The sequence below is a fragment of the Streptosporangium sp. NPDC049644 genome (assembly GCF_040675205.1).
Classification (GTDB): domain Bacteria; phylum Actinomycetota; class Actinomycetes; order Streptosporangiales; family Streptosporangiaceae; genus Streptosporangium; species Streptosporangium fukuiense.
The window spans coordinates 13905-25683 of sequence record NZ_JBFAOJ010000018.1; the positions used below are offsets into that span (position 1 = coordinate 13905).

Sequence of the window (11779 nt, forward strand, 5' to 3'; positions counted from 1 at the left end):
CCGACGAAATGGAACAAAACGGGTGAACGGCACATCACATCACGTGGCGACGACGGGAACACCGATGCTCGAACTGGTGGATGTCTCCAAGGTCTACAAGGGAGGTAAACGGGCCGTGGACGGCATCTCCATGCGTCTCGGCGCGGGACTGCTCGGTCTCCTCGGCCCCAACGGGGCGGGGAAGTCGTCGCTGATGCGGGTCGCCGCGACGGTCACCCGCCCGACTCGCGGAAAGGTCCTTTTCGAGGGGACGGACGTCGTGTCCCGGCCGGACGCGCTCCGCGCGGCCCTCGGCTATCTGCCGCAGGACTTCGGCGTCTATCCCCACCTGACGGCCAGGGAGTTCCTCTCCTACCTGGCCGCCGTCAAGGGGTTGTCGGCCCGCTCGGCGCGGGTGCGCGTCGGCGAACTGCTCGAACTGGTCAACCTCACCGAGGCCGGTCGGCGGCCCCTGGGCGCGTACTCCGGCGGCATGTTGCGCCGGGTCGGGATCGCCCAGGCACTGCTGGGCGATCCCCGGGTGCTGATCGTGGACGAGCCGACGGCCGGGCTCGACCCGGAGGAGCGGGTACGGTTCCGCACCATGCTCAGCGACCTGGCTGCGGACCGGGTGGTGCTGCTGTCGACGCACATCGTCTCCGACATCGAGTCCGTGGCGTCCGACATCGCGATCGTGGCCCGGGGACGGCTGCTGCGACGCGGCAGCCCGGAGGAGCTCCTGAGAGAGGTGGACGGCCAGGTGTGGGAGACGGTCGCCGGGCCGTCCGACGCCGTCGCCATGCGGGAGCGGTACGTGATCAGCCGCATGATCCGTACGGCGGGCGGGACGCGCCTCCGGTTCCTGTCGCCCACGCCGCCGGGAGGCGACGCCGTACGGGTGGCGCCCGATCTGGAGGACGTGTATCTCGCCGTCATCAACGGTCCCGCCGCACGGGCGGTGACCCGGTGACCGCCCGGGCGCCGATCGCGCTCGCCGTCGCCGACTTCCGGGAGCGGGTACGGCGTCCCGCGTACGCGGTGACCCTGCTGGCGGCGGTCGGCCTCGCCTGCCTGGCCGTGCCGGACGCGGGCTCCCACTGGGTGCTCATGGATGTCGGAGGGTACCGAGGCGTCTACACCAGCGCATGGATCGGAACGGTCACCGCCCTCGCCGGCGCGTTGTGGCTCACGATGGGCGGGTTCTACGTCGTACGCGACGCGATCGCCCGCGACGAGCGCACCCGTGTGGGGCACATCCTCGCCGCCTCGCCGCTCCGCACGTCGACATATCTGATCGGGAAGTTCCTCAGCAACTTCCTGGTGCTCGCGTCGATGGCGGGCGTGCTCGCGGTGGCGGCGCCGCTGATGCAGTTCGCGCGGGGCGAGTCCGGCACGTTCGATCCGATCGCGCTGCTGCTTCCCTTCGCGCTGATCACGCTGCCCCCGCTGGTGCTGACGGCCGCGGCGGCGGTGCTGTTCGAGACCGTGCCGCTGCTGCGGGGCGGCGTGGGGAACGTCGTCTGGTTCGTCGTCTCGATGGTTCTGCTGATGGGAGGACAGACGCGGAACGCTCCTCTCGGGGGCATCGGGGTGCGCCAGGCGGCCGAGTCGATGCGCACCGCCCTGGTCGAACAAGGGATCGACGTCACCGACCGGGAGTTCAGCCTCGGCCTGACGTCCGTGACCGAGCCTTTGCGCACTTTCCAATGGGATGGCTTCATCCCCGACGCGGCTTTCCTCGGTGGTCGACTGGTTCTTCTCGCGGTGGGGATCGCCGTGGCGCTGCTGCCCGCGCTCTGGTTCGGCAGGTTCGATCCCGCGCGCGGTCCCGGCAGCGGATCCGCCGCCGTGCCGTCCAGGCCGGGCAAGGCCCGGGAGGGGGATCAGGACGAGATCCTCGGGGACCTCCCGCGCGGTGTCCGGGGAGAGCCAGGCATGGGCGGACCCGTCGGCCGTCCCGGGCTCCCGGTGACGATGACGGCGCCGGTACGTGGCCGGGCCTTCTGGCGGCTCCTCGCGGGTGAGCTGCGCGTCCTCCTTCGGGGCGTCTCGCCGTGGTGGTGGCTCGTGGTCGCGGCCGTGACCGTGGCCGGTTTCGCCACTCCGGAGCCCGCGACGCTGCTCCCTCTGGCCTGGATATGGCCGGTGTTGATCTGGTCCCGCCTGGGCACCCAACGAGTCGAACACGGCCTGGAGGGGCTGCTCGGCGCCTACCCGACGATGCGGCGCGGGCTTCTGGCGGAGTGGGCGGCCGGGGTGGCGCTCACCGTCGTGACCGGGATCGCGCCCGCGGTACGGATGGCGGCCACGGCCGACTGGGCCGGGGCGGGTGCCTGGGCGGGGGGCGCGCTCCTGGTTCCCGCGCTCGCGTTGGCTCTCGGCGTGGCCTGCCGTACCCACCGGGTCTTCCAGGTCGTCTACCTCGGCCTGTGGTACCTGGCCGTCAACGGTGTCGCGGCGCTGGACTACATGGGAGTGGTCAGGTCGGGAGGGCTTCCGGCCGGGCCGTCGCCGCTGGCCGTGGGCGGCCTCGCCCTGCTCCTGGTGTGCGCCGCCCTGGCGGTCCGTACGGCACGGCACGCCGTGAGGTGATCCGGCATCCCACCTGGTCGCGCGATATGGGTGGAATGTAACGTTAGGTAGCAGTGGGGGTGCGCTATGAATAAGATCATCTGTGTTGCGGCGCTTGCTGCGATGACCACGCTCGCCACCGCCGGCGCCGGACACCCGATGGACGGCGTGGGCAAAGAACAGGTCAGCCGGGAGCAATATCGGATCCTCCTCAACCAGTGCGGGTACGCCGATACCGGCGCCGCCCGGCGGGAGTGCCGCGCGGAGGTCCGGCGGACCTACACCATCGGGGAGAGAAACCCCGGCCTCGACTGCCGGACGTACGCCGGCATCACCGTGTGCGGCGTGCTCAAGCTGAGCAAGAGCCAGAGGCAGTGCGTGCAGGACTCCGTGCGGAGCGGCCTCACCTACCGCCGCTCCGAGGTGGAGTGCTACGCGCTGAACGGGGGCGGCAACTGAACCGGCGGCGGACTCACCATGGATCTTGTGGTTCCGCGGGCAGTGGTGCAGGCAGCCGGACATCCGGCCGACGGTGTCGCGCAGCGCGCCGGAGTGACCGCGAACCCAGGACGGTGCAGGTCCGCGACCTGGTGACGGCCGAAGACCTGTCGTCACAAGCGTGATCAAGCGAATACCACCACGCCGCTTGACCACGGCTCAGGACAGCGCCTGCCCGCGCGCGCGGTCTTCCGGGACGCCGACCGCTTCGACGGCTCGGCGTTCGATGAGGCGGCTCGTCGACGGGCTTCGCCGGCGGGCCCGTGGCGGGGGGCCAGATCGGCCTGCCCGCTGCTGGCTATCCTGTGGCACGTCGAGCCAGGCACGGCTCCCCACCACGAGCCCACCGGAAGGCGACGACCGTGACAGCCTCCCAGCGCCGGAGCACATGGCCGGCGGCGACGGTGGCGGCGCACGTGGTCCTGGCTCTCCTGACGGCGATCATCCTGGCGGGCGTCTGGCACCTCGGCGCGGACCTGTGGCAGATCTTCGCCGAGGCGGGTGCTGTCGTCCTGCTCCATGTGGGAGCGGTGGTGGCCCATCGACGGCCGTGGGCGGGGTACGCGATCGGCGCGCTGGCGATGCTCGTCCTGGTGATGACGCCCTCCCTGGGTTGGTCACCGAACATGCTGCCCTCGGCTGTGTGCTTCCCCCTCACGTTGTGGCGGCTGACCAGCCTGGTCTCGGTCAGGTCCTCGGTGGTCGCGTTGGCCGTCGCCGCGTTCGGGATCGTCCTCACCGAGCTGGTGACGTGGGCCCGGATGCCCCCCGACATCCCTGGGTGGACCCGCCTGGCCGAGGGCGGGCTGCTGACGCTCGTGGTCGGCGGTGTGTGGCTTGCGGCCCTGCTGGTACGCCGCAGGCACAAGGCCGGCCGGCGAGCCGAGAGCGAACGACTGGCCGCGGCGGTCGCGGACGAACGGGCCAGCATCCGCCGCGACCTGCACGACGTGATCGCCCACACGGTCACCGTCATGGTCGCGCGGATCGAGGCCGCGGCGGTGACGACGGCGGATCCGGCGACCCGCCGAGAACTCGGCGACATCGCCGAGGCCGGCCGGGACGCCCACCAAGGTCTGCGAGCGATGCTGGCCACCTTGGGCCCGGCCACCGCGGCGCCGCGCGCCGGTTCCCGGCCCAGAGAGATCCCGATCTCGCTCGATGCCCTCCCCGACCTCGTGGCCTCGGCGGCGAGCCCGCTCCATGAGGTGACGTTCGCGGAGGTGGGTGAGCGACGGCCACTGAGCCTGAGTGCCGAGGTCGCGGCGGTCCGGACCGTGCAGGAGGGCATCACCAACGCGCTGCGCCACCTCGAACCACCGGTCGAGGTAACCGTTCGCCTGCGCTGGACCCCGGCCGAGGTGGTGGTGGAGGTGCGTGACGACGGCGGCAAGGCGCTTCGCGACGTCGGCGGCCAGGGGAGCGGCTTGATAGGGATCGAGGAACGTGTGCGTACCGCAGGCGGCACCCTGTCGATCGACGACGGGGGCGACGGATGGGTGCTGCGGGCGCGGCTCCCCACGAAGGAGGGGAATGACCGAACGAAGTGAGGGAATCAGTAAGCACAGCACCTTGGTCATGAGGCCGACGAAGGAGGTCTCGTGACCGGGATCCATGTCATGCTCGTCGACGATCAGGAGTTGCTGCGGGCCTCGCTCCGTACGGTGCTGTCGGCCGACGAGCGCATCGAGGTCACCCACGACGTCGCGAACGGCAGCGACGCGATCGAGGTCGTCCGGCGGCACCGCCTCGACGTGGTGCTGATGGACATCCGCATGCCGCGCATGGACGGGGTCGCCGCCACGGCGGAGATCGTCAGGATCGCACCGGCGACCCGGGTGCTCATGCTGACGACGTTCGATGACGACGAACTGGTCGTGGCCGCCATCCGGGCCGGCGCGAGCGGCTACCTGACCAAGGACGTCCGGCCCGCAGCCCTGGCCCAGGCCGTGTGTGACGTCGCCTCCGGGACGTCGGCGCTGGCCCCGGGGGTGGCCGCGACGATCCTCGACCTCGTACGTCAGGTGCCGATGCGGAGGACGGCGGCCCTGGACGGCCTCACCCCGCGCGAGGTCGAGATCTTCGGCCTGCTCGCCCGCGGCAGGTCCAACAGCGAGATCCGCGCGGAACTGGTGCTGAGCGAGAACACGGTGAAGTCGCACGTCCGGGCCATCCTGCAGAAACTGAACCTGCGCGACCGCGTGCACGCGGTGATCCACGCGTACGAGAACGGGCTTGTGGGTCGCGACGATCTGCCTGACCGAGATTCCATCCTGCCGGGTGGTACCCGTCTCACCCCTTGGGGTGATGTCGGCCGGTGACGCCCGGCCTAGGTTCGACGTCGTGCATCTCCTACGTCTGCGCCCTCCTCGTGTGACCTTCCTCCTCGTCCTCGGCGGTGTGCTCGTCGCCGTGCTGCTCGGCTGGGCGGCACCGGCCCATGCCACCGGCGAACGACTGGTCGACGACTACCGCTCCGTCTACGGTACGCCGGGTGTCGCAGCGGCCGTGATCGACGGGTCGTCGGTCGAGACGATCGTCCGCGGCCGGGACGGGGACGGCGACGCGGTGACGGCGCGGACCCGGTTCCGGATCGCGTCGATGAGCAAGTCGATGACGGCTGCGGCGATCATGCTGCTGGTCGACCGTGACCGCGTCTCCCTGGACGACCCGGTCATCAAGGTCCTGCCCGACTTCAGGATGGCCGATCCGCGCTTCACCGGGATCACCGTGCGCCAGGTCCTCAGCCACACCTCGGGGCTGTCGAACAGCACGAACAACGAGTACGTGTTCCCGCCTCCGCGTGGCGCGCAGGAAATCGTGGCCGGGCTGGCCGACAAGACCCTGGCCGCCGATCCGGGCACCCGCTCGGAGTACCACAACACCAACTACTCGATCGCGGCGAGGATCGTCGAAGTGGTGTCGGGGAAGTCCTTCGGCGACTTCCTCCACACCGAGTTGTTCACGCCGCTGGGCATGACCGGCACCAGCTCGACACTGGGGTGCTCCGATCGTGCCGAGGGCCTGCCGTCCGGGTACGAGGTCGTTCTCGGGGTCGCCGTCGCGGCACCGGAGATGCCGGGGTTCTGCGTCGGCAACGGCGGGGTGATCTCGACCCTGGACGACATGGTGCGGTGGCTGCGGTTCAACCAGGGAACCTTCGGGGCGGACTTGCTGAGCGCCGGCTCCCTGGCCGAGTTGCACACCGTCCAGCCGAAGGCCGGCGACTACGCCCTCGGCTGGCGGTCCCGCCCCGTCGCGGCAGACGCCCCGCCGTCGGTGATCGGCCACGGCGGAACACTGGCGACGTGGACCGGGGACATGGTCTTCTCGCCCAAGACCGGTGTGGCCGCCCTCGTCCTCACCAACAGCGGCGGCGGTCCCAGCCTGCTCTCGACCAACCTCATCGCCGAACGGATCGGGGCACCGGCGACGCCGATGAGCAACCCGCTCACCGTCGTGAACGCGGTCCTGCTCGGGCTCACGGTGGGGATGACCGCACTGCTGGTCACCGCGGTCGTCCGAGCGCGCCGCTGGGCCTCGCGACGCCGCGCGGCGCGCCGGCCGAGGCTGGTTCTTCGGCTCGTGCCCCTTGCCCTGGTGATGGTGCTGGGCGTGGTGCTGCCGACGCTGATCTGGGGGGCGTTCAGCTTCCAGTACTGGATCGTCACCGCCTGGCTGCTGCCGCTGCTGGCGCTCTTCTGCCTCACCTGCTGCGTGCTCGGGGCGGTCGCACTCGGCCGTCGCCTCTGGTGCTTCCGCCGCGCCGGTCAGGCGACCTTCGCATCGGTACGGCCGGCCACGGCGGACAGCTGACCTGGGCGGGAACCTGGCCGGAGCCGCCAGGGACCGGTGCCGATCCGCTCGATCTCCCCTCCTCCAGGTCGAACACCGGGTACCGCCGTGAGCCGTTTCGCACCCACCCTCGGGCGTGTCCGCTCCCACGGATTCCAGAGCGGCAGGCCGAGGAGGTGCCCGCCGCTGGGTCTGCGATCTCGTGTTCAACGTGGCCATTGAAACGCACCTCCTCGAACCGATGACCAGGGCTGGTCGGCGCGGGGCTCGTAAAGCGCATCACCGCACCTCAAGCCCCCCTTCAGGTGAGGGTCGTTTACGGCCGAGAAGCTGACGCACTCTCGCTTACCTCGATGGCGGCCGCGGGGCAGACGGCGGCGGCCTCACGCACCGTGACGTGCAGGTTTTCGGCCGGTTCCGACTCCAGCAGGATGACGATGCCGTCGTCCTCGCGCTGGTCGAACACCTCTGGTGCGATCAGCACGCACTGGCCCGCGCCGCAGCACTTGGCCTCGTCCACGGTGACTTTCATGCGGGATTCCTTCCTGGTTGGCCGGGTGTCACCGGCGTTCGTACGCGCGTCGTGTCGGTCCGCGGGGGCCGCGTCACCAGTGCACCGGGACTTCGCGCAGGCCGCCGACCACCAGGCCGTCCACCCGCCGCAGTTCCTCCACCGGGACGGCCAGTCGCAGGGACGGCAGCTTGCGCAGCAGCACCTCGAGCACGACCTGCAGTTCGGTGCGGGCCAGCGACTGGCCCAGGCAGGAGTGCGCGCCGGAGCCGAAGGCCAGATGGGGGTTCGGGCTGCGGCTCAGGTCCATGTCGTCGGCGCCGTCGAAGACGCTCTCGTCGCGGTTGGCCGCGGCCATGCTACAGATCACCGTGGTGCCGCGCGGCAGCACCGTCCCGTCGACCTCGGTCTCCTCCTTCAGGTAGCGCGGCAGGCCGAAGCCGGAGTTGGCGTCGAACCGTAGCGACTCCTCCACTGCCGAACGCACCAGCGACGGGTCGGCCAGCAGCCGTTCCCAGCGGGTGCGGTCGACCAGCAGCATGGAGACCATCTTGCCGATCATGTTCGCGGTGGTCTCGTGCCCGGCCACCAGCAGCGCCATCCCGGTGACCAGCAGTTCGACGTCGGTCAGACCTTGCCCCTCGGCGGCGCTCTCCTTGATCAGCGCGCTGAGCAGGTCGTCGCCCGGCTGTTCCCGCTTGGCGGCGACATGGTCGGACATGTACTGGACGAACTCGGCCTGCGCCGCGTCCGTTTCCGCCTGGCTGTAACGGGTGAGGTTGAGCAGTGCGTCGGACCAGTGGGCGAAGCGGTCCCGGTCGGCGGCGGGAACTCCGAGCAGGTCGCAGATCACGTACACGGGCAGCGGGAAACCCAGGGACGCCTTGAGGTCGCCGGGCCCGCCGCGCTTGACCATGTCGTCGATGAGCCGCTCGGCGATCTCCGCCATGACGGGCCGCAGCGCGGCCATCCGCTTGGCGGTGAAGTACTTGCCGACCAGGCGCCGCCACCGCTGGTGACCCTCGCCGCTGTCGGGGATGATCTGGGCCATCTCGGTGTTGAACACCCCGCCGGATTCGTTGTCCGACAGCCGGGCCGCGTCGGGTGCGTTCAGCAGGCGGGTGAAGCGCGGGTCGGCCAGCACCTGCTTGACGTCCTCGTAACGGGTCAGCAGCTTCGCCTCGTCACCGCTGGGCAACGTGATCCGCGCGACCGGGCACTGACGGCGCAGCTCGGCCCACTCCGCCGGCGGCTCCAACGCCGCCTCGCTCGGGATGGGATAGCTCAGGACCTGCTCGTTCTGGCTCATTCGACTCCTCCTCGGAAGGGGCGTTCCTGTTGTCGTTGACGGGGTGCGGACGCTCACGGTCGCGCGAGGGTCTCGACCACGCTCTGGCGGTGCACCCGGGCGGCCTTGGCCATGTTCCAGCCGAGTACTCCGGTGACGTGGCCGTCGACGCTGTAGTGGGCGACGAATCGGTTGTCCTCGGGGGCGCCTTCGATCACGTTCACCTGGGCCTCGGGGGTGAGGAAGCCGTGTGCCTGGATCTTGACGTCGTACTGGTCGGTCCAGAAGTAGGGGATGGGAACGTACGGGCGGTCCTCGCCCAGGATGTTGGCCGCCACGATCTGTGCCTGCTCGACGGCGTTGGTACGGTTCTCCAGCCGCAACCGCCTGCCCAGCCCTTCGTGGTGCCAGGAGGCCATGTCGCCGACGGCGTAGACGTCCGGGGCGGCGCGGCAGCGTGAGTCGCACTCGACGCCGTCGCCGATGGCCAGCCCGCTGCCGTCGAGCCAGTCCGTGGCCGGGCGGGATCCGATCGCCACCACGACGGCGTCGGCGGGCAACGATTCGCCGGAGGCCAGCCGCACCCCGGTGACGCGGCCGTCGGCGCCCGTGAGGGCCTCGGCGGCCACGCCGAGCCGGAGCCGGACGCCGCGCCTGGCGTGCAGCGATGTGAGCGTCGCGCCGACCAGGCCGCCGAGCTGGTCGGCCATGACGGCGCGGCCGAGGCCGGCGAGGGTGACGTCGAGCCCCATACCGCAGGCGGTGGCGGCGATCTCCGCGCCCAGCACGCCTTCGCCGATGACGACGAGCCTGTTCACCGCGGTCAGGCTCCGGCGCAGGGCGAGGGCGTCGTCGAGGGTGCGCAGGACGTGCACGCCCGCCAGGTCGTCCTGACCGGGGAGCCGGTGGGAGACCAGGCCGGTGGCCAGAATCACGGTCTGCGCGCGCAGGACGCGGCCGGAGGCGGTTCGGACCTCGCGGGCGGCGGCGTCCAGTCCGGTCGCCGGATCGCCGAGCACGAACTCCGCCTCCAGCTTGGCGAGGTCGTCCCGGGAGCGCAGGTACGCCCTCTCGCTCTCCCAGGTGCCCGCCAGCACCTGCTTCGACAGCGGCGGCCGGTCATAGGGAGGGTGCCGTTCAGCGCCCACGACGGAGAGCTCGCCGCGGTAGCCCTTCCGCCGCAGTGCCTCCGCCACGGCAAGGCCGCCTGCCGAAGCGCCCACGATCAGAACGCTCTCAGCGCCGGTCAAGTGCGGTTCCTTTCGATCGAAGCGGACGGTTGCGGCGACGTGCCGCCGCAACCGGACTGAGTCGTCCGGTTGCTACCGTAGACCCTGTCATCGACATGTGTCGAGTGGTGTGGAAATCTGGAGTCAACAAACCGGATGATACAGTCCGGTTGCTACGGTAGGTGTCATGTTCAGCGCACGGCGACCCAACAGAGGCCCCAGCGCCGCGGCGGAGAACCGGGCGGCGCTGATCGCGGCGGCCCGCGAGGTGTTCGCCGCCGATGGATACGACGCGCCGCTCACCTCGATCGCCCGTGCGGCCGGAGTCGGCCAGGGCAGCCTGTACCGGCATTTCCCCGATCGCGTCAGTCTCGCGCTGGCTGTGTTCGAGGACGGCGTCAGGGAGATCGAGGCGCTCGCCGCGGAGCCCGGCACCACCCTCGACGACATGCTGGCTCTGATGACCGAGCGGGCCATCACCTCGACCGCGTTCATCGACGTGGTCAGCGCCTCGGCCGACGCGCGCCTCACCCATGTGCGCGACCGGGTGTCGGAGTTGCTGGAGGGCCTGCTCTCCGGGGAACGGGAGGCCGGCCGGGTACGCGAGCACGTCACCGCCGATGACCTGGTCACGGCCATCGGCATGATCGCGGCGCTGCTGGCCAAGATACCGGCGGACACCCGGCGTGAGACCGCCGACCGCGCCTGGCTGCTCCTGCGCAAGGGCATCGACGTCTGATCGTCACGCGTCCTCGGCGGGGTGCGTTGCCGGAAGGATCTCCGCACCCCGGTGATTCCGGTCCGGCGCCGAGTTCCCGGACCTACCCCCGGCTGCCGCCCCGGACGGTCGGTTCGCGCCTTCCCACGTTCTCCACCTTGCTCGCCGGAGGCGCCTTGACGGTCACCCGGCTGCCCCACCCGGTGTAACGGGTCTCAACGCTGAGCTGCCTGTCCTCTCCCACCGCCGCACTGACGTGGGTGCTCCCCGGATAAACAGTGATCAGTCGCCGGGGGAGTTGATCGGAGCCCAGGGTGAGCCTGAAACGCAGCACCGCGGGCTTTGTGTTCTTGGACAGCCTGGTCAGGCTGACGTTCTGCAGCCAGGGGGAGATCTTCTCAAGCGCGCCGAAGCTGATCGTGCCCGAGTAGGTGCGCCCCGTTCGCTTCCCCTTCGTGATCAGGGCCTTCAGGGTCGCCGGCTCGGCCACGTTCACCAACTGGCAGTACCAGCCGCTGAAGCCGGCGTTCATGCCGTTCGGGTGCTTGAGCCAGGTCCTGCCCTTTGACGGCGCCCAGGGGCCGCCGGAGTAGTAGCTGGTGGTGCCGATCCTGATCGTCCGCTCTGGTCTGTCCAGACTCCGCACGATGCCGCTGGGTATCCCAGGATCGTCGGTGGCACGCTTCGCGCTGACGTCGGAGGCGACGATCCCGGACCTGCCGAACTGGAAGGAACCGGTGCGCTTGAGGTAGGGCGTGTTCCCGGCGAAGTCGACCAGGGTGACGACATCGGTGAACTTCACCCCCTTGCCCGCGACGAACTGGCTCTTCAACGCCCTGACCGGATCCGCGGCGGCGGCCTGGACAGGTGTCGCGGCCACGAGCGTGGTGACCATGGCCGCGGCGACGCCCGCGATCGCTTGCTTCACGGTGATTTCCTCTCAGCCCGGTACGGGAAGGGAAATCCTGCCGGACCTTGATCACGAACGTGTCTCGCAGCGTGTCGGCCCACGGCCGAGCCGGTCAGCCGGGGCCGGGGCGGTTTTCAAGGTGGTGGGCACAGTGCCCTTCGGCGTTGGCGAGGTCCGGCCTCGGGCCACCACGCGGTCGGTCGTCACCGGACCGTCCTGGCGGTCGCGTTCGTCCGAGGGGATCGCCGAAGTCGGGTGCTGTGGCGATCAAGGGATCGCC

At 70.4% G+C, this 11779-nt stretch carries 11 protein-coding genes; 7 read left to right on the forward strand and 4 right to left on the reverse strand.

Annotated elements, in window-relative coordinates:
• The first annotated feature begins 22 nt into the window (after positions 1-22).
• The 6 genes from AB0J58_RS13420 to AB0J58_RS13445 all read left to right on the forward strand — a co-directional run bounded on the left by AB0J58_RS13420 (position 23) and on the right by AB0J58_RS13445 (position 6864).
• Positions 23-949, forward strand: coding sequence for an ATP-binding cassette domain-containing protein (locus AB0J58_RS13420; RefSeq protein ID WP_364214490.1), 927 nt, complete (start codon positions 23-25; stop codon positions 947-949).
• Positions 946-2571, forward strand: a complete 1626-nt coding sequence (locus AB0J58_RS13425; RefSeq protein ID WP_364214493.1) for a hypothetical protein — start codon at positions 946-948, stop codon at positions 2569-2571. The genes AB0J58_RS13420 and AB0J58_RS13425 overlap by 4 nt, the downstream gene beginning before the upstream one ends.
• Before the next feature lie 102 nt (positions 2572-2673).
• Positions 2674-3009: a hypothetical protein gene (locus AB0J58_RS13430; protein WP_364214496.1), complete on the forward strand. Its 336-nt coding sequence runs from the start codon at positions 2674-2676 to the stop codon at positions 3007-3009.
• Positions 3010-3410: 401 nt separating this feature from the next.
• Positions 3411-4598 (forward strand): histidine kinase, encoded by a 1188-nt coding sequence (locus AB0J58_RS13435; RefSeq protein WP_364214499.1) that lies wholly within the window; start codon positions 3411-3413, stop codon positions 4596-4598.
• 51 nt (positions 4599-4649) lie between these two features.
• Positions 4650-5369 (forward strand): response regulator transcription factor, encoded by a 720-nt coding sequence (locus AB0J58_RS13440; RefSeq protein ID WP_364214502.1) that lies wholly within the window; start codon positions 4650-4652, stop codon positions 5367-5369.
• 52 nt (positions 5370-5421) lie between these two features.
• A complete protein-coding gene (locus AB0J58_RS13445; protein WP_364214505.1) occupies positions 5422-6864 on the forward strand; it encodes a serine hydrolase domain-containing protein in 1443 nt (480 codons plus the stop codon).
• A 295-nt stretch (positions 6865-7159) separates the two neighbouring features.
• Here the strand turns inward: AB0J58_RS13445 and AB0J58_RS13450 are convergent, their stop codons facing one another.
• The 3 genes from AB0J58_RS13450 to AB0J58_RS13460 all read right to left on the reverse strand — a co-directional run bounded on the left by AB0J58_RS13450 (position 7160) and on the right by AB0J58_RS13460 (position 9892).
• Positions 7160-7375: a ferredoxin gene (locus AB0J58_RS13450; protein WP_364214508.1), complete on the reverse strand. Its 216-nt coding sequence runs from the start codon at positions 7373-7375 to the stop codon at positions 7160-7162.
• Positions 7376-7448: 73 nt separating this feature from the next.
• Positions 7449-8663: a cytochrome P450 gene (locus AB0J58_RS13455; protein ID WP_364214511.1), complete on the reverse strand. Its 1215-nt coding sequence runs from the start codon at positions 8661-8663 to the stop codon at positions 7449-7451.
• A 53-nt stretch (positions 8664-8716) separates the two neighbouring features.
• Positions 8717-9892, reverse strand: a complete 1176-nt coding sequence (locus AB0J58_RS13460) for an FAD-dependent oxidoreductase (protein WP_364214514.1) — start codon at positions 9890-9892, stop codon at positions 8717-8719.
• Positions 9893-10058: 166 nt separating this feature from the next.
• On the opposite strand from AB0J58_RS13460, the gene AB0J58_RS13465 reads away from it, so the two are divergent.
• Positions 10059-10610, forward strand: coding sequence for a helix-turn-helix domain-containing protein (locus AB0J58_RS13465; protein ID WP_364214517.1), 552 nt, complete (start codon positions 10059-10061; stop codon positions 10608-10610).
• A gap of 82 nt (positions 10611-10692) precedes the next feature.
• On the opposite strand, the gene AB0J58_RS13470 is transcribed toward AB0J58_RS13465, so the two are convergent.
• Positions 10693-11517 carry a hypothetical protein gene (locus AB0J58_RS13470; protein ID WP_364214520.1) on the reverse strand — a complete coding sequence of 275 codons (825 nt, stop codon included), beginning with the start codon at positions 11515-11517 and terminating at the stop codon, positions 10693-10695.
• Between the last annotated feature and the right edge of the window lie 262 nt (positions 11518-11779).

Excerpts from the sequence above, each read along its gene's own strand:
- AB0J58_RS13455 (WP_364214511.1), bottom strand. The coding sequence starts at position 8,663 with ATGAGCCAGAACGAGCAGGTCCTGAGCTATCCCATCCCGAGCGAGGCG.
- AB0J58_RS13465 (WP_364214517.1), top strand. The coding sequence starts at position 10,059 with ATGTTCAGCGCACGGCGACCCAACAGAGGCCCCAGCGCCGCGGCGGAG.
- AB0J58_RS13450 (WP_364214508.1), bottom strand. The coding sequence starts at position 7,375 with ATGAAAGTCACCGTGGACGAGGCCAAGTGCTGCGGCGCGGGCCAGTGC.
- AB0J58_RS13430 (WP_364214496.1), top strand. The coding sequence starts at position 2,674 with ATGACCACGCTCGCCACCGCCGGCGCCGGACACCCGATGGACGGCGTG.